This window comes from Marinifilum sp. N1E240 (assembly GCF_009295825.1).
Lineage (GTDB): Bacteria > Bacteroidota > Bacteroidia > Bacteroidales > Marinifilaceae > Marinifilum_A > Marinifilum_A sediminis.
The window spans coordinates 112,634-134,843 of the sequence record NZ_WHKF01000004.1 but is presented as its reverse complement, the minus strand read 5'-3'; the positions used below and the strand labels follow the sequence as shown (position 1 = coordinate 134,843).

The window sequence follows — 22,210 nt, the reverse complement described above, 5'->3', positions numbered from 1 at the left end:
CAAAACAATTCCCAAATGAAAAAAGCTGTCCTTATTATCAAAGAACAGCTTTATTCTATTTATGAAGATTTTAGATATTAATCAATAAGCTTCAATTTACATTGTTAGTCTTCTACAACCATTTTCACTTGATAGAAAACACAATCTATAGTATAACCAATTACCAATGTATTTACTTTTTTATTGCCATTTTCCCCATTAATTGACCACACATTCTGATTGTCAGGAACAATACTGGTATCATCGTAATTAAATGTATGATCTTCACCCGTATTTTCATCCTGAATGTACTCAATGTTGATATTGCTAATTCTATCCTTCAAAGGTTCAACATCGGTAATGGTAACCAATTCTCCACCTCGATAATACTGCCATTTAACTTCGATATCGGTAATAACACCAGTTGCATCAGAATTAATTTTTATTGCTGGTACAGGAACAGAAATCTTATCATCTTCCAAAGGCAAAATAGAATTTAAACTGTAAGATGCCAATTCAGAACCCGAAGTTGTCTGCATAGACCATTCTCCAGCTGGAATATCACCTTGAAGTAGATCTTCAGAAGTTTCACCACCAATAAAACCCATAAATTTGATTTCTGATTCAGGATCGAATGCCTCACCAGAAATAGGTGTTTCAGCATTAAATGTTTCTCCATTACCTCTTGCAACTTCTGCAGGTGGATACAAGTTCATCTTATTTTCCAATTCTTTTCCCCATGCATAAATCTGATAACCAGCATAGTTTAATTTATCAGCATCGATTAATTCATCAAAAACCAAATCTGAAGAAAATACAAAACCAGGGCTTGCAAAGTTCTTAAAACCTGTATTTGTAAAGTTCATATAGGTTCTGATATGATCATCCAGTCTTGAAATCTTCTGAATCAATTCAGTTTTACCTTCAACAACACTTAAGTCTGCAATTGTTTTTTCTGCTATCAACAAACCATTGTCTGATGAAGATGGAACATTACCCAATTCAATAATGCCACTCAGATAACCTGAATTAATAGTTTCCCAGTATTCTTCATCTCCTGCATCAATACCAACCAAACCTTGAACTTTGTTATTTTCCATTAGAAAGACAATAAACTCGTTACCTTCCTCAATATCTAATGTAAAAGCACCGTCTTCAGCAACTTCAATCTCTGTGGTAATCATACCATCAGCAAAGTTATCCACTGTAAATTTTTCGGTATATACTACCAGAAGTTTTCTTGCTGACTCCGATGAAGATTTACTTCCTACCTCAGTTATCTGTCCTTTAAAACGTACTTTCCCTTCAGGTGCTACTTCTTTAGCCTGAACAGTAATTTCGCAAGTTTTAGAAACTTCGCCATCTCCTGATTCAGCTGTAATAATAGTAGTTCCTTCTTTTATTGCTGTAAGTAAACCTGTAGTGTTAATTGTAGCTACTTCCTTATTGGAACTTGACCATGCAATTGTTTTGTCGAATGCATTTTCTGGTAAAACAGTAACATTTAACTGTTGAGTTGCACCTTCTGTCAATACCAAATTTGTTTCTTCAAATTCAATAGAACTTACTTTAACTGTAGCTTCTTCATTATCGTCATCGCATGATACTAATGTAAAAGCACATAATAGGCATAAAGCCCAATAGAGTTTTTTGCACATAAAATAGATATTTTAGATTATTTCATGCAAAAATATAAAATATTATTTTGTCAAACTCAATTGTATAGTAACAACTTCTACTTCACAAATAATGCCCTTTTTCCTTAATTTTACACCGAGCTATATTTCAGACATTTATATCAAACAAAGATGTCATTCCCTTAAAAATACATTCCTTCTATCAAAGCTCAACCAATAATCAATCCCTGTGTTTTGATAAATATATATCACTACTCAATAGTTAACATTGTATTTTCTTGTGAAAAGAGAGTCTTACTATTTTCTTTTTATATTCTACAAGATTATATTTCCAATCGTAAAACACTATCAATAAGATCATTTCTCGCCACAGTATATTCCACCTCTAATATTATCAAAAGCAATAAATATTTAATTTGGAAATAACTTCCATCTTACTATTGAAAAAGCAATTTACTTTCTGATCCATTGCCAAAGCAAACTGGCGCCAATTGCAATTCCTGCTGCCAAACCATTAAATAGAAAATCTGCAAGATCAAACACTCTGTTGGGGATCAATATCTGAACACATTCATCGAACACGCCAATTGTAAAAGAAACCAATAATGCCAGAAAAGCGATTTGAATACTCTTATACTTTTCTTGATATCGAACAATTAATGCTCTATGAATAAAAACTGTGAGTACTGAATACTCAATAAGGTGAGTACGCTCTGCCAGTCCTAAACGAAGAAAAAGCATGAGAAAAACCGCAACAATTCCCAAAATGGTAACTGTATCGCTTTTACTTTTCTTCCTTCTAAAAGTATGTAGAATTATAGTAGTGCCAATCATACTCATGCAGATAATAAAAATAAGTGCCTGCATGTTTTGGTTTCCCAATATCTTCAACAATGGATACCCTAAAAACAGACTCGATACTATGGCAATCCAAACCAGCAAAACGTATAGCCACAGTCGCTTTTCATGAGAAGATTTAAATAAAGGCATAATTTTATTTTTAGCTCCCTTAAGATACTACGCAGTTGCCTATATGTCAAATTAGTAATGTGGGAAATCGAATTACTTTATATTTGAAATTACGATTTGACAAACTTACTTTCTATTTGATCCAAGTATTTTTTTCGTTTTTCATCAGAATTTTGCTTTTGTATATTCAGACTAATCCACTTTCTGTTTTTATATCCCATTTTCCAAAATGTACCTAGCATCAAGGCTTTCTTAATCGCGTTTCCAAGAATAACACGATAGAACAATCATTTTCGATTTCTTATTCTACTTAAGGATACCGATGTAATTCCGAGATAGGAAGCAATATAATGTTGCGGGATACGATTAAATATATCAGGATTATGAGTGAGTAGCTGTTCATACCTTTCCTGTGGTTTTTCTTTAATTCGCGATAAGAACAGTTTTTGATAGGTGATTAACCTCTGGAAGATTTGTTTTTCAACTAGTTCCTTTATTTCGACTGAACTAGTTACAATTCTGTGAAAATCGGTTTTACTTACATGCAAAATGGTACTGGCTTCAATTGTTTCAAGGCTAAACATACTTGGTTGATTCGCCCAAAAACTTTCTATTGAAGAAACAGCATCCCCTTCAAAGAAAAACTGAAAAGTAACATCTTTACCATCATTATTGAAGCACAATCGCAAACATCCTTTCTTAATAAAGTAGATATTATTTGACACCTCTCCTTCTCTTAAAATAATAAACTTAGCAGGTAACTGTTGTTCCGTTGCTACCTCCTTTAGGCGATCCCATATCTTTGAATTAATCCTCATCAAAAATCGATTATTTATTTCTCTTCCCCTTTTTCAAACAACTGATTGATGATTTCTATGTTTTCATTCTCAATCTTATCAAAAATCTCACGTTCGAAATCGGCAAAGCCAGTCTTGTCTTTACTATATTTTATCTTTCCCTTTTCCAGATAATGAATAAAATCGCATAAGTTTGTCAGAGTTTCTATAATATGAGAAGTCACAATAATGGTTTTCCCATTCTCTTTTAAGCGGAGCAAAATCATGCGAATAATTCTGCAGGTTTCTATATCAATACCATTAAAAGGTTCATCAAGAATTAGCAAAGGTTTATCTTGCTTTAAAATACCCAATAAAGTCAGTTTTTTCTTCATTCCTGTGGAATATCCATCAATGATATGATCCAATGGCAAATCGAATAACAAATTCCATTTCTCAAGATCGAACTCCTTATTTGTAAACAAGTTGAGATACTCTCTGCCCGTAATGTTGGAATAAAAGAAATTTTCAGTTACCAGATAAGCCAATGATTTTTTATTGATTTTATATCCATCGCTTAACATCTTCCCACTATCAACTTTTTTTAAGCCAAACATGCCATTCAATAAGGTTGTTTTACCCGCTCCATTTAAGCCCACAATTCCATGTATCATTCCGTCTTGTAACAACAAGTTCAGGTTATGGATTACAGGCTCATTTTTTCGGTAGGATATGTTAAGATTCTTAATTGTAATCATTTAAATAGAAATTGAGTTTATCAATTGATTTTAGGTAATGACGAATGGTTAAAACCCAAACCAATGGAATAAATACTGGAATAAAACAGCCTAAGGCTCCAAAGGCTCCGAACATTTGCGCTGCCGGAGATTTTGTGTTCGGTTCGTAAAAAGCATATTTGGTTACAATTACATAAATATGCAGAAATATAAAAATTACGTATTCGGCTATTGGAATGTACCATTTATCGAAATGGAAAATCAAAAACATTAAAATAAGAGGAGTTACCATTACTGAAAATAAGAGCAATTGCCTTTTTACTTTTAATAGCAAAAACTGTTTCGCGTTTAATTCGTGCAGTAATAATACTTGATACGATTCACATTCTTCATAAAAACTGAAAGTGATAAATCCCAAAATAAATATGGCAAGTGGCACAACTCCAATATTAAATGAAGCGATAAAGGCAAATATCCAAACGGCAATTATTATAAAAAAATATTTCCTTACTCCTGCTTTCCACTCAAAAGAATCTGCTGGAATTGCAGCTTGTAAACGACTATTCAAAATCCTGTGTTTTGTCGTGAATTCTATTAATGATACAAGTACTATTCCACCGCATAATTCAAGAAAAGATATCCATTGTAAATGAATTAGAAACAGTGAAAGTACAGGAAGAGAAAGAAGGAGATATTCGATTAAAAGAAGAATTCTAAAGTTTGAAAAATGACTTTTCAAAAACAATTTATCTCCCCGTTTAATATGAATGGAGAGTAAAAGCAGAATAAATCCGACACTAATAAACTGAGAATACGATCTATCAGAAGAATAAGAGTTTAAAAGAGATCCAACAAAAAAAAGTAAACCAAATAAAAACACAGAACGAAACAAACCGATTTGAACAATTGCTCTGTAGGTTTGCTTTACTCTTATCCACATCAATGCTTTTACCATACAGGAATTAATTTATTTATTGTGCCCTAATCTACAAAACATTTGTCTGGCAATAAAACTACAATCCCAATCCTAAGAACAAAGTCTGTAAAGCTGGTTTTAAATTTGCCGGAGAAGTTTTATGCAAACAAATCTGATTGCATTCATTAAAGCTCATAAAGGCTTGTATTTCTTTAATTAATACAAGAGAAAAGGCTTCAGCCTTTGATAAATTTGATTCCAAAACCAGATTATTGATATGCAAGATAGATTTCTTTCTATCTGCTTTGCAATCCATTCGGGCAATCAATTTTCCATCCCACAAAATTGGCAAAGAGAAATAACCATATTTGCGCTTTGCTTCGGGAACGTAACATTCTATCTGATAGTCGAAATCGAATAATGCTTGCATGCGCTTACGCTGAATAAGCAAATTATCGAAAGGTGAAAGTATTTTAAGTTTACTTCGTGATAAAGATTGATTCAACAATTCAAGTGAAGTCGGCAAAACAAAATAGTTCGTATCATTTACGTTTACCTCCCGTACTTCTCCATTAGAAAGCATTTCCTTTAGAGCATCAATTACAAGAGGCTTCGTGTTTTTTAACAAGTAAGACATTTCGGCTGCATGTCCCACTCCATTTGCTTCCAGATATCGGGTAATTAAAAATCGTGTATGCTCCTCTTGACCCGGTATACAGGTATCAATTCCTTTTGGCAATACTCTTTCGGTAAGATCATATACTTTATGAAAGTTCACCCGCGAAGGAATCATGAGATCGCCTTGCATAAACAGATATTCCAATGCTCGCTTGGCAGGTTTGCTTGCCCAATCCATATTTTTTGCTCCAGTATGCTCAAAATCTTTAGCCATTAATGGTCCTTCCTTCTCTATTCTTTTTAGAACCATGTTTATCATCTTCTCATCTCGATCGTACCAATGCTTCTGTTCCCCGCTTGCAATTGCTACTTTTCGGGGCAGACTAAATCGGTAATCGCACATTGGCAAATAAGCAGCCGCATGCGACCAGTATTCAAATACTTTTTTATCGGCAACTAATTGATCCAAATGGGAATTTTGATAGCGAGGGTTACGATTCCACAAAGTATGATGATGAGCTCTCTGAATCACCGAAATGGTATCTATTTGTACATAACCGAGATTTTCAATCGCTGATAAAGTAGCTTCAATTGCATTTCCACTTTTCTTTGCCGGTGGCAATTGCTGTGATAACAATACCAGTTTTCTGGCTTCTTGCTTGGATAGAGAGTCAACTTTTTGGGTCATGGATTTATTTCTTAATTTCCGTTCATGAATCTACAAAACAAATAGCTTTTAATGAAATACTAGATTCAATTGAAAAAGAATACTCCAATAAAAAACTCCCACATATTTGTGAGAGTTTATATCTAATTCATTAAAAAGTTTATTCTACTTTCAGTTGATAAAATACACCTCTTTCTTGCTCTAATTTTTCAATTTGATTTTTTGCATCTAAAACATCCATGCACTTACTCACCTCTTCTTCACACATTCCTAAAATGGTACTTAAATCTTCAAGTGTGCAAGGTCGACGCGAAATGGTTTCCAAAATTGCATTTTCTATATCTTTCCGATAAGATTGTTCCTTATTTGCTTGTTTTGGTTTGGCAATAATTTCAACATTGTCTAACTGCCAAAAATCTATTACTCTTTGCAATTCATCCTGTGTAGCTCCTCTCAAATTGGCAACCGTTCCTGGTCTATCTAAAGTATTTAACTGAACTGAATCATGCTTAATTTTTAGGATTAACTTCTTAAGCTCAGCAAGTTCACTTTCGCTATCATTGTACCCAGGTAGAATAAATACTTCCAACCATATTTTACCTTTGAACTCATTACAAAAATTGATCAAGCCATTAATGTACTGCTCAAAGTCTAAATCCTTGTGTGGACGATTGATTTTTCTAAAAACCTGTTCGGTAGCGGCATCTAAAGAAGGAAGTACAAGATCAACACCTACCATTGCCTCTCTTACATTTTTATCATGAAGAAGAGTTCCATTGGTAATCAAAGCCACTGAGATCTCAGGATATTCTTGCTTGATAAATTGAAGTATCTCTCCCAGGTTCTCATTTAATGTAGGTTCTCCGGATGCTGTTATGGTAATGTAATCGGGCTTAGGGTTATTCTTCAAATAATGCTCTAACTCCCCTATAATTTTTTCAGATTCTATATATGCCTTTCGTTCAACTGATAGTTTCGTAGTTTTTCCAACTTCGCAATAAACACAATCTATCGAGCAAACTTTTTTAGGAACCAAATCAAGTCCTAGTGATATCCCTAACCTTCTGGAAGGAACCGGTCCAAACAAATATTTATACATTCTGCTAATATTTTACCTTATCAAATCTATTGGCAAAGTTAATAGCTTCGTCCGAAATGACAGCTTTTATAACTATTTATCCTTTCTTGAAATACCTTTTTCACGATAAATAAATAAATTACTTACAAGCAGTACAAGCTCTTCTTTTGTTAAACCTAATGATTTTCGTAAATTTAATAATGACTGACACTCAGGGAACAAGCTTTTCTCCTTAGCACTTCCAATAATTACTTCTTTAACCCTTAACCTTATAAAACTAATCTCATGAATTTTCTACTTATTTTAATTGTAAGCCTTGCTGTTTTATTTTTCGCAGGTGTTAGAATCATATTTGAATACAAAAGAGCCTTAAAATTCCGATTTGGAAAATACATCAAAATTCTAAATCCAGGCTTTCGATGGATCATCCCTATCGTTGAAACGGTTAATATTGTTGACATTCGAGTAATAACTATCAACATTGATTCTCAGGAAGTAATGACAGAAGACAATGTTCCTTGTAGTATAGATGGCGTAGTATTTTTTCAAATTAACGATCCCGAAAAGGCTGTTTTAGAAGTAGAAGAATACAAATTTGCGATTACTCAATTGGCTCAAGCTGCTTTGCGCGATGTTTGTGGAAAGGTTGAACTGGATACCATTTTATCGAAACGAGAAGAAATGGGCAAAAACATCAAATCTATTGTGGAGAAGGAAACTGCAGTTTGGGGAATTGTAATTATCGATGTGAAAATTAAAGATATTCAATTGCCTGAGAATATGAGAAGAATGATGGCGAACCAAGCCGAAGCAGAACGATCTCGCAGAGCCAGAGTAATTCTCGCACTAGCTGAAGAGGAAGCTGCAGAAAATCTTCTGGCTGCGGGTAAATTGATTGACAAATCACCATCGGCAATAAAACTACGATTGTATCAGACGTTGGCAAACATTGCCTCTGAGAAAAACTCAACTATTTTGTTTCCTTTTCCAGAAGAAGTTTTACCGAGAAATACTAAAGAAAAACCTAATGATTCTATCGATAAAAAGTAAGTAGAATAATTTGGGACAAATATAAATTCCAAAAATAAGATACACTAAATGCTTATCTCTATTGAATTAATTTTTGTCCCACAATAACCTAAATTTCTAATTATTCTGTTTTAACCACTCAACACGTCTTGAGTCGGGCAAGTGTTTTATTCTGAAATTTTCAAAAATAGCAGTAAACCCATCACCATCAGGACTAGCAGCCATCATACCAACTTTAACCATAGTGTTATCGGGAAAATATACAATATTGCTCATTTGATAATTCTTTCCATCAAGAGAATAAAATATCTCAACAGCATCGAGTTTTCTTTTAGCCTTTATCCATACACTTTTAGGTTTTTCTTTTAATGTGATCACACTCCATGAACTAAAATCAATGGTATGAACTGTACTAAAATTGTATACTCCATCTACGTATTCAATACCGGTTTTAACCCAATGATTTTCATCAATTCGTAACATTAAACCCATTTGATCAAATCGAGTTTTGTATTCTCCTTCAATTTCAACAATTACTTCAAATTCACCACCTCTTTCTGTATATAGAAAAGGAGCATCATTTACTGTAAATCCATAATGAGTTTTATTCCAATAATCAGTCTGAGGCGTCACTTCCATAGTTAATTTACCATTGTCTATACCCCATGAATCAGGTTCATTAAACCACTGCATTGCTTCCATTTTTTGAGCAAGTACAGAGGTTGTATACAAACTAATTAAAAACAATATAACTGCTAATTTTTTCATATCAATTAATTTTACTTTTAGAATTTTCTAATTTTACAAAATTGAAGTTTTTTAGTCGACAGGACAATACTGAAAAATAACCATACTTTACATTTGAATGGAATTAATAAAAAAAATAGAAGATCAATTTGCTCAAGAAACTTTCGATAGTAAGGATATCAGAATTTCCAAACTCAACGAGACAATACAAACTATAAAAGCATTTGTAAACATAGACCAATCAGTTGCAGTTTTATCCGATCTTGCCGAAAACAAGAGTCATATAATTGTTGGTTCTTTTGGTCGATATTTGGGAATGAAAGAATCAGAACATATTATTATTGATTCCATTTGGGAAAAGGAAATATACAATAGAATCCATCCTGATGATATATTTGAAAGACACCTTCTTGAACTGGAGTTTTTTAATTTTCTAAAACAATTACCTCCTAATGATCGTTTAAACTACCATACTTCCTGTCAAATTAGAGCTACGAATCAACAACAAAATTATCAATACATATCACATCGAACTCAGTACGTGAAAAATAGTAGTAAAAATGGTCTCTGGCTTGCAGTTTGTCTTTACAACTATTCATTTGAAGATGCTCCAGCTAACAACATTAATGGTAAAATCAATAATAGTAAAACAGGAGAAAGTTTCGATGTAACTACTTATAATAACTGTACCGAGCTTTTATCGCCAAGAGAAAAACAAGTATTAATCCTAGTTCGTGATGGGTTTTTAAGCAAAGAAATAGCCGAAAAGTTACACATAAGTATAAACACTATTAATCGACATCGTCAGAATATACTACTTAAATTACAAGTAAATAATTCATTAGAAGCTGTACGTATCGCTATTAGACTAAAGATTATATAATGAACTGTATTAATCTAAAAATCCCCCAACACGATTTTGTTGAGGGATTCTTTTAAACTAACTTCTATTTCTAATTTATCTCTAATATCATTGCAGAGCGAGCCGGAACTTCAAAACTCTCCTTCAATTCAAATGTTTTGCCAGTGATAATATCTTTAGCAGATGTTTTACCACCTAGCATTTCACGATATCTATCTGTAGCCAGTTGAACTGCTTCTGTATTCTTGTTCAGGATTACCATTACTTTTCCATTATCGGTATATCTAAAGTAGGTATAAACTCCAAAATCTGGTGCATAGTGCATCAATTTACCAGTATGAATGATTTCGTTATTCTTTCTCCAATTTAATAGCTTTTTAAGAAAATCCTGAGCGTCTTTCTCTTGCTCACTTAATCCTTTTCCAGTAAATGCGTTAACTTTATCGCCTTCCCAACCACCAGGAAAATCCATGCGTAACAATCCATGATCACCACCCGCATCGCTGTTTGCTAAAACCTCTGTTCCATAATAAATTTGAGGTATTCCCCTCATAGTAAGAAAGTAAGTCATTGCCATTTGATATAGATTATAATCTTTATTCAGCTGATTAAAAATTCTGGCCATATCATGATTATCTGGGAAAATCACTAAATTATTAGGATCTGGATATTGAACATCATTTACTAACATTTCATACAATCTGATTAATCCTGTCCCCCATGTATCCTCTTGTGTCAGCCCTTCTACCAAGGCATTCTGCAATGGAAAATCCATTAAGCTTGGCAAATTGGAATCGTATCCATTCTTATTTACCTTAGCCTTTTGCCAATATGATACAATAGCAGGATTTGTACTCCATTCTTCACCAACAATATTTAGGTTTGGATATTCAGCTAATACTCTTAAGTTCCACTCTCGTAAAAAATCTGCATCTGAATAAGGATAAGTATCCACACGTAGACCATATAAATCGGCATATTCAATCCACCAAATGGTGTTTTGAATCAAATAATTTGCCATGAACTCGTTGCGTTGATTCAAATCAGGCATGCTTTTCACAAACCATCCATCCGAAAATTGTTTTAAATCCTCTTTCGATGCGTACTGATCCTGAACGGTAGTTCTCTTGTGCGTGCAACTTGTGAAATTCCCTTCGTTATTAATCCAATCTTTGGTAGGGATGTCTTTCATCCACCAATGTCCAGAGCCACAGTGGTTCAAGACAATATCCATGATGATTCCGATTCCCTTATCTTTTCCCAATTTCGATAGTTTGCGATAATCTTCGTTTGTACCAATGCGTGCATCAATATTGTAGAAGTCAGTTATCGCATAGCCATGATAAGATGTGGTTTGACGGTTCTCCAATAAGGGAGTAGACCAAATAGAGGTAAATCCCATATCGGCAATGTAATCCAAATGATCAATAATCCCTTGGATATCTCCTCCATGGCGACCATTTTTCTCCTCACGATCCAAACCTTCCAATAATCCTTCTACATTATCGTTACCCGGATTTCCATTGGCAAAGCGATCCGGAGTAATTAGATACATTACATCAGCAGGAGTAAAACTTTTACGTTCAGCCGAAGCATTTCTTCTCTCTTTTAGCTGATAGTTGTATTTCACTTTTGTTTTCTTTCCCTTTTTAAAAAGGATATCAAAACTCCCCGCTTTCACATCCTTTGTCAATTGTAAATCAATAAACAAATAGTTGGGATTCTCTACTTTGTTAATCTTTTTAATACTTATCCCAGGATAAGTTAATTCTGGCACCAGCTCAGAGATATTTTCACCATGAACTAACAATTGCAGATTTGGATTTTGCATGTCTGCCCACCAAAATGCAGGCTCCAAATGATCTATTTTGTGTTTTGTTGAAAAAGCTAAATTTCCTAATAACAATACACTTATAAATACTAATAATACTCGTTTCATATAATTAAAATATTTTATTCTATTTCGTTCTGTTCGAATACAATTGACAATTAAAGAAAGTTACTCATATCTAGCAAATTATTTCCACCGAACACCTCTTCAAATATATGGATAAACTCTTTAGAAGACCGAAACCATATGTCCTCATAAACTTGTATTTGGTAGCAGTAAATCTGTATTTAAAACTTTTCGTTTTCCTTATACTTTTCCTATTTACCTTTAATTTTGTGATAATCTATATAATATTTCAATCGAAGCGAAAGGCTGTTAACCTGGTCTTTACCAAACATACCGGAAAAATTATCCCAATAATTTCTATCAATACGAGAATTATTCGCCTGTACACTATTTTTCCATGCTAATGTTAATTCACTTCCCGGGGCAAACTCCCAGGTATAAATCATATCTAAATTAAAAGAATTGTAGTTAATATGGTTGTGATTTTCGTATTCAGATTGATCTCTCATTGAGCCATTATCATTCAGCAAATAACTCTCCTTGTATTCCACTTCAGACCAATAATGCCTCGCTCTCAAACTTAAAGATGCCTTCTGATTAAAAATCCAGCTTGCTTCCAATGTATTGGTAAAAGTATTGATATCACGATTGACAAAATAGATCTCATTTGTTTCCTCGTTATAATCAGCAAATCCCAGGCTATTCTTATTCAGTTCGTAATAGAAATAATGCTTAAACAAGAGTTTATCACTCACTCGTAATTGAGGAGTAAGCTCTAGCCAATAGCTCAACTTGCCAAATGTTCTTCCTTTCCAATATGCAATACGCGAATTTAAAGCCAATGATTTTCGGTGATCGGTATCATGAGTTAAGCGAAGCCAAAAATCGGTAGGCTCTTTATACTTTCTGCTAGTAACACGTGGTTCGTAATAATCATATTTTGGCACAGGTGTCAGGCTACCTTCCATAGTAATAGCCGAATAATTCTGAAATACTAATTTGCTTTGCCCGTACAATTCCAATTTTGAAAACCGATTTGGATGATACAAACTATTATGAGTAATACTTAGCTGATTTGTGAACTCATTTATATTGCCAAATGGATGATAATTATTGTATTTAAGAACTGCGACATTGCTCTGTTCATTGTTCTTTTCAAGATATCCCATAGCATTGGGATCAAATTTATGATCGATGCTTTTATGTATTAAATCAAACTGAAATTTTCCTTTGATGCGTGACAATTGCAATTGATAACGCACACCATATTTATTAGATTCTTCCTTTTTATTTTGACTTAAAGCTGCATTTCCCGAAATAGCATAAACACCACTTTTATTTGTGAGTTTGAATTCTGTAGCACTAACCATCGAACGATAATCATCACTAGGATGTAGCATGTGCGTATTCGCCAAACTTAGGTAAGATTGATTTCCCAAAGATTGATCTAAAACAAGCATATTATAATTGGCTATTCCCTGAGTCAAATAGTTTCTTGTGGTTTTGCTCACCGTATCCTTTATGTGTGCATAAGTTTTCTTATTCACAGCATTTATGAATCCTATTCCTAGTCCTTTATTGGTTCTACCCGATATTTTAACAGCATTAATTAACCGTGTTTCATTAGGATTTTCTGTTATGATTTCATTTTGCTGTAAAGATTCAGAAACCAGTTCTTTATTAATCGGTTCTCCACCTAAACGACGGGAATAAAATATATTACCCTTGTTAAAAATCTCCGTTCCCTCGGTAAAAAAAGATCGCTTTTCATCGTAGAAAGTTTCAAATGGACTTAGATTTAATTCCTGGTCATCAGATTCTACCTGTCCAAAATCAGGAATTAGCATCATATCGAGTGTAAAACTCTCGTTAATACCATATTTTACATCCATTCCTCCCTTAAAAGACCATGAATCGTTTTTACTATTACTATTGCTGCTAATATAAGACGAAACATAAGGACTAAATGACAATCGGGTTTTGGGTTCTACTCCTTCAATTCCATGCAGTTCACCTGCCTGATTCAACCAGCCTTCAACATCTTTATTTACAAAATTCCAGGTAATACCTTCATTCTTGCGCTTGATCAATCTAAAGATGTTCAATTCCCACACTTGAATATCCTTTTTTGGAAACCGAAGAGCCGAGTAAGGAATACTCATTTCAACAATCCATCCTTCATCATTGAGTCGTACCTTACTACTCCAAACTGCATCCCAACTTTTATTCATTCTAGCAATTGTATTGTGCGAATCCATTTGAATTCCTGAAGCTGATACCATAAATTCCGTAGCTGTTCTGCTGTCATTCCAAGGATTAATTTCTATTGAAAACAGATCTGCATTAAGCTGATCTCCTGCATCTCTCAATCCATATTCTGTAAGAATACTATCCGGAGCTGAATCGTAAAGCATGGCTCCAACATAAAGCGCATCATCATCGTAAATTACTTTTACAATGGTACGTTCACTTGGTTTCCCACCATTTATAGGACTTTGTTGAATAAAATTTTCAATAGAAGGAGCATGCTTCCAAGATTCATCATTCAAGTTAGCATCAATTTTAGGAGCTTGGGTACATCTTGATGTTTGAAAAATTTTGCGTTTGTTTTTTGCATGAACAGATGAAAACAAAGCACAACATAAAATGATCAATATAAAAGAATATAATTTCATAGGATTAGTTAGATTTTCTTAGACGATGACAATTATATCTACTCCAATTGAATCCTACTAATCCTATTGACCAACAACTTTATGTCTATGCTACTCGGTTTACATTTGCATTTTAAAACACACCAATTACAATTCATGTGCTTCGTCCTTGTAAACATGCGTTCCATCCATTCCGAAAATATAAAATCAATGAATAGTTGCAAAATATTTTAAAATACCTTACATATGTGTATTAAGAATTGACCTGTTAACAAATGCAAATCATAACATCGGACAACAAATGGCTTTCCATTATCATTAATAATAGAGCCGTGCAACACCTTTCTTATTGGATTATTTTTGTACTGTTCTTTGCTTATGCCTGGGGAACTTACGATGCTAATTATCTAAAGACAATTAAGGTTGAGCTGATTAATCTACCAGTAAAAATCCTTCTTGTCTATAGTGTAATTTACTACCTGTATCCCAAGTTCTTGTTCAACAGAAAGATTTGGCTCTTTCTGTTCTTCTTTGTAATATTCGTTTCTTTGGCGGCAGTTTTACAACGTATAACAGATAATCTAATTATTGTAGAATACTTTTTCCCGAATTGGGAAAAAGCGCCAACATTTTCCTTTTCTCAAATCGTTAGAAGTGCTGTTAATCTTGGATCCGTTTTGGTTCTTCCAATGACTGTGAAAATAATGGAATATCTGGCAATGGTTCAGCAAAACGAGCAAATACTTGCAAAAGAAAAAGTAGAAGCAGAACTTTCTTTTTTGAAAAATCAGGTTCAACCTCACTTCTTATTTAATACGCTAAACAGTCTATATTCTTTAATTCTGAAAAAATCTGATCAATCGCTTGATGTGGTTTTAAAATTATCAGAATTATTAAGATATATGCTTTATGAGACCAATTCTACCCAAGTTGATTTACCGAAAGAAATTGACTGCATCAAAAGTTATCTGGATTTAGAAAAGATTCGCTATAGTAATCGAATAGATCTTAGTTTGAATATTTGGGGAGATATCAATACAAATCGAATTGCTCCTATGATTATTCTACCTTTTTTAGAAAATGCCTTTAAGCATAGCACAAAAGGATTCGATGGACAAGCATGGATTACGATAGAAATTGGCATTAAGAATAAGGATTTAATCCTTAAAATTGAAAATAGTATTCCTAATTCAAGTTCTGATCAGGATTCAATAGTAGGAGGAATTGGTTTGCAAAATGTAAAAAGGAGATTATCTTTAATTTATCCGAAACGACATGATTTAAAAATCGAGAGAACCGAAGAAACCTACTGTGTTCACTTAAATTTAGAATTGTAATGAAGATAAAATGTTTGATTGTTGACGATGAAGATTTGGCTCTTGATGTCATTGAAGAATATATAAATCGAATTGAATATTTGCAGTTGGAAGGAAAATGTAAAAGTGCTGTTGAAGCCTTATCAATTTTAAACAGTAAACAGATTGACTTACTTTTCCTTGACATTCAAATGCCGGGCTTAACGGGTATTCAATTACTTAGAAATATATCTAATCCGCCAACAGTTATTTTCACAACTGCTTATTCAGAATTTGCCTTAGAAGGATTTGAATTGGAAGCACTGGACTATTTAATAAAGCCTATTCCTTTTGGCAGATTCATTAATGCTGTTAACCGATATTTCAAACTCAAAAAGCATGAATTTAGAATCCCCGAGAAAAAAGAGCAAAATGCTACAGAAAACCCTTTTGTATTTGTAAAATCAGAAAAAAAAATGGTGAAAGTTTTTCTTCATGAGATTTTATATATCGAAAGTCAGAGAAACTATGTGTCGATTTATCTGGAAAATAATCGAGAAGTTGTAACACTAAATACAATTAGCAATATTGAAGAAAAACTGCCTGAAAGTAGTTTCCTAAGAGTCCACAGATCATTCATTATTGCTATTGATAAAATTGAAAGCTACACGACAACAATAATTGGCATTAATTCTCAACAAATTCCAATTGGCAGAAACTACAAAAATATGGTGATGAGCATTCTGGAAGAAAACTCTATCGATTAAATCCTATAAAATAGTTATTAACAGAAAAGCCGCTCTTTGAGCGGCTTTTCACTGGGATATCGGTTTTCCGAATAATCGGAAATCGGTTTTACTAAATTTATTTTACATACACTCTGTATTCCCAAGGCTTTAATTCCACCTCAAGTTTAGCAGCTAAATCGTGCTTGTTACCATCTTTATAGCAAGCATAATTTCCTTCGTTTGCTCCCAATTCAAGTGTTGCTTTAACAGCATTTTTACTTAGATTCAAAATCACAACAACTTTGTTTCCTTCTGCTTCACGGGAAAATGCAAAAATCTCTTCGTTCTTATCCGATGGTATACGAACTAGTTTTCCACCTTTAACACCATTCTGAAGTGCTTTATTGTTCTTTTTCAAAGCAATTAACTCTTTGTAAAAAGAAGCCAATTCCATATTTGACCAATCGATCTCATCCTTTTCGAAGAATTTCAAACGCTTGTCCATTCCGGCTTCTTGTCCACTATAAATTAATGGCATACCTGGCATGGTGAATGTTAAAACAGCAAAAGCTTTTCCACCTTCGCCCATTCTCTCTTTAACAGTACCATTCCATGAATTCTCATCGTGGTTGGTAATAAAGTTCATTATATAGGAATCAGCAGGGTAGATAGTATCAACTTTAGCAAAGAAAGCTTCCATATCGTTAGCATTCTTTTCACCTTTTGCAACGTCGTTCATAATATGGTGGAAATCCCATCCATATCCCATATCAAAGGCATTCTCTAATAGTTCATGTCCACCGTCTTCAGCCAACATAAATACAGGCTTAACAGCGTCTAATTCTTTACGAGCTTTTTCCCAGAAATCAGTTGGAACCATACCTGCAACATCACAACGGAATCCGTCAACATCAGCATTCGTTATCCAGAATTTCAAGGATTCTGTCATGTACTTGCGCATGTCTTCGTTATCGTAGTTTAAATCTGCAGTATCAGTCCAATCGGTTCCTTCAGGAATTACAATTTCACCTTCTTCGTTTTGAGTGTACCAATCTTTGTGCTCATCCATGATCACATTATCCCATCCTGTGTGGTTAGCCACCCAGTCAAGAATCACTTTCATATCCATTTCATGAGCCTTCTTTACAAGATTTTTTAAATCTTCCATAGTTCCAAACTCAGGATTCACAGCACGATAATCTGCTACAGCATAATAGCTACCCATGCTACCTTTTCTGTTCTTTTCAGAAATAGGATAAACCGGCATTAACCAAAGAATATCAACACCCATCTCTTTCAAACGAGGCATGTGTTCTGCAAAAGCATTAATGGTTCCTTCAGGAGTATATTGACGAATATTAACCTCATAAATATTAGCATTTCTACTCCACTCCAAAGGCTTTTCAGCCTTATTTTCTTCAGCTACAGCTTTAGCTGCTGGCTTGTTTTGGCAACCCACCAAAATTCCAGCTAAAACCAAAAAGCTTAAAATAGTCTGATAAATTCTTTTCATTTCTAATAATTTAAATGATTAGTATGTATGATGTTTTATTTTTTAGATTATCTCTAACAATAGAATGTCAAAATCAGTGTCAATTTTTAATTTTCCAGCTTTTACTTCTGCAACTTTTCCCGAGTAAGCATCACACAGTTTGGTTCCATCTTGTAATGATTCCATTGGAATTTCTTTCATCCCTTTTTCAAGATCAAGCGCAACAAAAACTTGATCACTGATTTCTCCTTTTTCAAACGATCTATGGAATACATATGGCTTTTCAGAAATCATTTTGTGCATTCCTGCTCCAACTGCCGGATGATCTCTTCTAAACTGTCCCAATTTTTGCCAGTGACTCAATACTGCTTGTGTGTGCTCATCAGTTTCTATCTCTTCCCAGTTCATAAAAGAACGCAATGTTGCATCTCCAACTGTTCCTTCAATAATTAATGGGCGAGCTGATTCATCTCCATAATACACTTGAGAAGTACCAGGTGAAAGCAATAGTTTATTTGCACATACAATACTATTTTCTCTTTTCTGATCGAAAGGTGTTCCATCATCATGTGAAGTCAGGTAATTTAAAATACCATATCCTTTTAAATCCCCTTGTAGAATTTCAGAGTACTTGATAAACAGCTCTTCGTATGAAGATTGAGCATCGTATTTGAACTCAAAATTGATTAAATCGGTGAAGCCATTTCCATAATAGTTCACTTTCTTGTCTCCAAAATCGTAAGCAAATTTATTACTGATTCCATATCCATACACTTCGGCAACCGAATAAAACTCATTGCTATCCAATACTTTATCAGGATTATTTTTTTTCCACAATTGGAATGCATATTCACATTCTTTTCTGAAATCAGCCCAAACAGATTCTTCTGTATGCTTTACCGTATCGGCTCTGTAACCATCTATTCCAAACTGAATAATGTAATCGCACAACCATTTTATCATGTGATATTTTGGTGTTCTTGGATATCCTGTACGAGCGAAGAATTCATCTAATTCTTTCATTTCCTGCTCATATCTTCCTTCATCTTTCCACTTTTGCGCCAAACTAACTGGAATATTAACTTCCTCGGTACTTTCTGTTTTTATATCCGGTAAATTACTGGTTAAAGTACATTCTATAGTAGTTTCATAAGATTGATAAGTACAAGTTGGTTCAACTCTTACCCACTCATTTTCCCAGGCTGGATCTTTTTCTGTTGCAGGACCAGTATGATTGATAACCGCATCCATCACAATTCTAATTCCACTGGCATGAGCTACTTCAACCAATTCAGCTAAATCTTCCATACTACCAAAATTTGGATCCAAAGCAGTCCAATCTTTCGCCCAATATCCGTGAAAACCATAAGTATTACCCGTTCCCTCATCAACTGAACCATGAATTTGTTCGGTTACAGGAGTAAACCAAATCGCATTAATTCCTAGCTTGGTAAAATAACCTTCTTTAATTTTCTGAGTGATACCTTTGATATCTCCTCCTTCGAATCCTCTTAATTTACCTGTTGGCAATTCTCGTTCGAAGTTCACATCGTTTGCTGTTGTTCCGTTATTAAAACGATCTGTCAGCAAAAAGTACAAATTAGCTCCTTCCCACACGAAAGGCTTCTTAGCTGTTTCAACTTTCTTTTCCACTGTCGAACAAGCCGAAAGTAAAAATAGTAATGCTGCAAAAATGCTGAATCCTTTAATCCTCATTATTTCGCTAGTTTTATAGTGATTGATTGATTTTTTCCTTCTTCTAATTCTCCACTAAACTGAATAGTTTTAGTTTCTTTATTCCATTCAAAATCGATGGATTTCTTATCCAATTTAATTTGCTTGGGTTCTTTATTGATGTTGTGAATCGTCCAACTTATCTTCTTATTGATAGACTGGTAATTTGCTCCCATTTCTGTACTTACATTCAAAACAATTTTCGATTTTGAAGATTTAGACTCAAATTTCAACAACTCATATTCCCCTTTCTCAAATGCATTTGGAGTTTCTCCGTTATCATTGTATAATTTTCCATTTGCTGATACAACTGAAGGTTCGTAGTAGTAATCTACATTCATATCTTCCAATGAATAATCTATCGTATTTTTCATTCCTTTTTTTGTAGGAATAAAAGACCCACCACGAACAAATACCGGAATATGATCTTCTTTCAGGGCAATTGTATACGATTTTCCTCCTTCATATTTTTTATCCGAAACAAAGTCGAACCAAATCGATCCGTTTGGAAGATACACCTCTTTTTCTTTTAATCCCGCTTCCGTTACAGTAGACACCACAAAGGCATCTCCCCATAGGTAAGTATCAGAAATATGCAAAAGATCTGTATTTGATTGTTCTTCGAAGAACAATGGTCTCATCAAAGGCAATCCTGTTTGATTGTTCTCAAATGCCAATGTGTAAATGTAAGGCATCAATTCATATCTTAATTCGATTGATTTTTTTGCCAATGCTTTTGTCTTAGGCTCACGAAAAACAGGTTCAGATGGAACTGCTTCCTGTGCATGAGGACGGAAAATTGGTTGGAACACTCCATACTGTAACCAACGTGTGTACAATTCATCATCCAAATTATCGCCTGCAAAACCACCTAAATCGGAATGCATGTAGGAAATTCCCTGTAATCCCATCTGTAGGGATATTTCAGTTTGTGGTTTCAGTCCATCCCACGATCGACTCACATCCCCAGTCCATGGAACCATTCCATAACGCTGAGATCCTACAGCACCAGCTCTCATCAAAATAAATGGTCGCTGATTCGTAATCTCTTTTTGATAGCCATCATGTACCAGCTTTGCCCAGTAATGTCCGTAAATATTGTGAACTTCATCGGCACTTCCATTTACATGTTGCAACGCAGAAGGATGAACTTCTGGCTCACCAAGGTCTCCCCACCATCCGGCAACACCTTTATCGGCTAATCCTTTATAGATATTCCAAAACCAATCAATTGCCTCAGGTTTAAACACATCAACCAAACCTGTATTTCCAAAATAGAAATCATAAGTATAAGGATTTCCCTTTGTATCGGTTCCCAAAACCTTGCTATCTACAGCTTCCTGCCATCTTTTTGATGTCGTTAAAATAAATGGCTCGGTAATCAGAACGGTTTTTACACCCTTAGTATTCAAATCTGAAATCATTTTTTCCGGATTAGGAAAAGAATCACGATGGAAAGCAAGATTACCCATCTCGCCTTTCATCTCTTTACCGAACCAAAACAAATCCAGGATTATAGCATCAACGGGTATAGAATCTTTCAAAAACTGATCAATGGTCTCTACCGTTTCTTTCTGAGAATGATATCCAAAACGACTTGAAAAGTTACCAAAACTCCAACGTGGAAGCATAGGTTGTCTTCCTGTTAGATTAGTAAATTCATAGATGAAACGTTCCCAAGTATCAGAAGCAATTACCTGATATACTTTTCTTCCACTAATGGTTTCGTATCGAAGTGTATTTGTTTTTTTGCTGTCTAAATCAAGATAACCTATTGGGGCATTATCGAAATGCACCGCATATTTTTTAGAAGAAATAACAACAGGCATCGTATAATTCATCAACTCAGAACGTGTTCCATAACCATAGTGAGCTCGGTTATACAATTGCAATCTGTTACCACGTCGGTTCATTCCCAAAACCCTAGCACCACCACCAAACAAAACCTCGTCGTTTTCAATGGTAAAATCTATATTTTCGGTACTATCGGTTTTTACGTATCCTTCTTTTTCTGATAAGAGTTCATTCCCTTTATAAAAGTATTCGATATTGAAAGGTGATTTCATTACAACAACCACTATACCTTTTGTTTTATAAACCAACTGATTTTTCTTATCAGACAATTTTGCCAACTGATTGTTAGGCTTTAAAACAACTGCATGAGATTCTTTTACAAATTTTTCTTCATTAGGAACAAATGCCGTTTCTACAATGTTTTGATTGTAAAATTGAATCAGATATTTACCTTGATTGGTTTTTACCAACAAACCATTTTCTCCCACCGAATGAGATTGATAAACTCTTTGGCTATTTTGAGCCTTTACAGTCATCGAGCCAACTGCAAAAACTATTAAAACTATAAGCTTTATTACAATTTGATTAATTCTAATCATAT

The 22,210-nt window shown here is 34.1% G+C and carries 17 protein-coding genes; 4 read left to right on the top strand and 13 right to left on the bottom strand.

The window, feature by feature from the left end; translation table 11 throughout:
• Positions 1-104: 104 nt before the first annotated feature.
• The 7 genes from GCQ56_RS12020 to GCQ56_RS11990 all read right to left on the bottom strand — a co-directional run bounded on the left by GCQ56_RS12020 (position 105) and on the right by GCQ56_RS11990 (position 7,398).
• Positions 105-1,637: an Ig-like domain-containing protein gene (locus GCQ56_RS12020; protein WP_152734721.1), complete on the bottom strand. Its 1,533-nt coding sequence runs from the start codon at positions 1,635-1,637 to the stop codon at positions 105-107.
• 432 nt (positions 1,638-2,069) lie between these two features.
• Positions 2,070-2,606 carry a VanZ family protein gene (locus GCQ56_RS12015; protein ID WP_152734720.1) on the bottom strand — a complete coding sequence of 179 codons (537 nt, stop codon included), beginning with the start codon at positions 2,604-2,606 and terminating at the stop codon, positions 2,070-2,072.
• Between the two features lie 266 nt (positions 2,607-2,872).
• Positions 2,873-3,403, bottom strand: a complete 531-nt coding sequence (locus GCQ56_RS12010; protein WP_152734719.1) for a Crp/Fnr family transcriptional regulator — start codon at positions 3,401-3,403, stop codon at positions 2,873-2,875.
• Between the two features lie 14 nt (positions 3,404-3,417).
• On the bottom strand, positions 3,418-4,119 hold the full coding sequence (locus GCQ56_RS12005) for an ATP-binding cassette domain-containing protein (RefSeq protein WP_152734718.1): 702 nt from the start codon (positions 4,117-4,119) through the stop codon (positions 3,418-3,420).
• Positions 4,106-5,053, bottom strand: a complete 948-nt coding sequence (locus GCQ56_RS12000) for a hypothetical protein (protein WP_152734717.1) — start codon at positions 5,051-5,053, stop codon at positions 4,106-4,108. The genes GCQ56_RS12005 and GCQ56_RS12000 overlap by 14 nt, the downstream gene beginning before the upstream one ends.
• 58 nt (positions 5,054-5,111) lie before the next feature.
• A complete protein-coding gene (locus tag GCQ56_RS11995; protein WP_152734716.1) occupies positions 5,112-6,320 on the bottom strand; it encodes a winged helix-turn-helix domain-containing protein in 1,209 nt (402 codons plus the stop codon).
• A 139-nt stretch (positions 6,321-6,459) separates the two neighbouring features.
• Entirely contained in the window at positions 6,460-7,398 is a 939-nt protein-coding gene (locus GCQ56_RS11990) for a radical SAM protein (protein ID WP_152734715.1), read from the bottom strand.
• A 264-nt stretch (positions 7,399-7,662) separates the two neighbouring features.
• Between GCQ56_RS11990 and GCQ56_RS11985 the strand changes: the two genes are divergently transcribed.
• Positions 7,663-8,427, top strand: a complete 765-nt coding sequence (locus GCQ56_RS11985; protein ID WP_152734714.1) for an SPFH domain-containing protein — start codon at positions 7,663-7,665, stop codon at positions 8,425-8,427.
• A gap of 96 nt (positions 8,428-8,523) precedes the next feature.
• Here the strand turns inward: GCQ56_RS11985 and GCQ56_RS11980 are convergent, their stop codons facing one another.
• Positions 8,524-9,174, bottom strand: a complete 651-nt coding sequence (locus tag GCQ56_RS11980) for a DUF1349 domain-containing protein (protein ID WP_152734713.1) — start codon at positions 9,172-9,174, stop codon at positions 8,524-8,526.
• Positions 9,175-9,271: 97 nt separating this feature from the next.
• Here GCQ56_RS11980 and GCQ56_RS11975 point away from each other — a divergent pair, with 97 nt between their 5' ends.
• The gene (locus GCQ56_RS11975; protein ID WP_152734712.1) at positions 9,272-10,036 is read left to right on the top strand and encodes a response regulator transcription factor; all 765 of its coding nucleotides are present in this window, start codon (positions 9,272-9,274) and stop codon (positions 10,034-10,036) included.
• Positions 10,037-10,106: 70 nt separating this feature from the next.
• On the opposite strand, the gene GCQ56_RS11970 is transcribed toward GCQ56_RS11975, so the two are convergent.
• Together GCQ56_RS11970 and GCQ56_RS11965 are read right to left on the bottom strand one after the other, a co-directional pair.
• A complete protein-coding gene (locus GCQ56_RS11970; RefSeq protein ID WP_152734711.1) occupies positions 10,107-11,954 on the bottom strand; it encodes a glycoside hydrolase family 13 protein in 1,848 nt (615 codons plus the stop codon).
• A gap of 209 nt (positions 11,955-12,163) precedes the next feature.
• Positions 12,164-14,587: a DUF5916 domain-containing protein gene (locus GCQ56_RS11965; protein ID WP_152734710.1), complete on the bottom strand. Its 2,424-nt coding sequence runs from the start codon at positions 14,585-14,587 to the stop codon at positions 12,164-12,166.
• A gap of 254 nt (positions 14,588-14,841) precedes the next feature.
• On the opposite strand from GCQ56_RS11965, the gene GCQ56_RS11960 reads away from it, so the two are divergent.
• Both GCQ56_RS11960 and GCQ56_RS11955 read left to right on the top strand, forming a co-directional pair.
• Complete coding sequence (locus GCQ56_RS11960) at positions 14,842-15,903, top strand: sensor histidine kinase (RefSeq protein ID WP_152734709.1); 1,062 nt, start codon at positions 14,842-14,844, stop codon at positions 15,901-15,903.
• The gene (locus GCQ56_RS11955) at positions 15,903-16,628 is read left to right on the top strand and encodes a LytTR family DNA-binding domain-containing protein (protein ID WP_152734708.1); all 726 of its coding nucleotides are present in this window, start codon (positions 15,903-15,905) and stop codon (positions 16,626-16,628) included. Before GCQ56_RS11960 ends, GCQ56_RS11955 begins: the two co-directional genes overlap by 1 nt.
• Positions 16,629-16,725: 97 nt before the next feature.
• On the opposite strand, the gene GCQ56_RS11950 is transcribed toward GCQ56_RS11955, so the two are convergent.
• From GCQ56_RS11950 to GCQ56_RS11940, 3 genes are read right to left on the bottom strand one after another with little or no spacing between them, the layout of a single operon-like run.
• Positions 16,726-18,102: an alpha-amylase family glycosyl hydrolase gene (locus GCQ56_RS11950; RefSeq protein ID WP_152734707.1), complete on the bottom strand. Its 1,377-nt coding sequence runs from the start codon at positions 18,100-18,102 to the stop codon at positions 16,726-16,728.
• 42 nt (positions 18,103-18,144) lie between these two features.
• Positions 18,145-19,797 carry an alpha-amylase family glycosyl hydrolase gene (locus GCQ56_RS11945; RefSeq protein WP_152734706.1) on the bottom strand — a complete coding sequence of 551 codons (1,653 nt, stop codon included), beginning with the start codon at positions 19,795-19,797 and terminating at the stop codon, positions 18,145-18,147.
• The gene (locus GCQ56_RS11940) at positions 19,797-22,208 is read right to left on the bottom strand and encodes a TIM-barrel domain-containing protein (RefSeq protein ID WP_152734705.1); all 2,412 of its coding nucleotides are present in this window, start codon (positions 22,206-22,208) and stop codon (positions 19,797-19,799) included. Before GCQ56_RS11940 ends, GCQ56_RS11945 begins: the two co-directional genes overlap by 1 nt.
• Positions 22,209-22,210 lie beyond the last annotated feature (2 nt).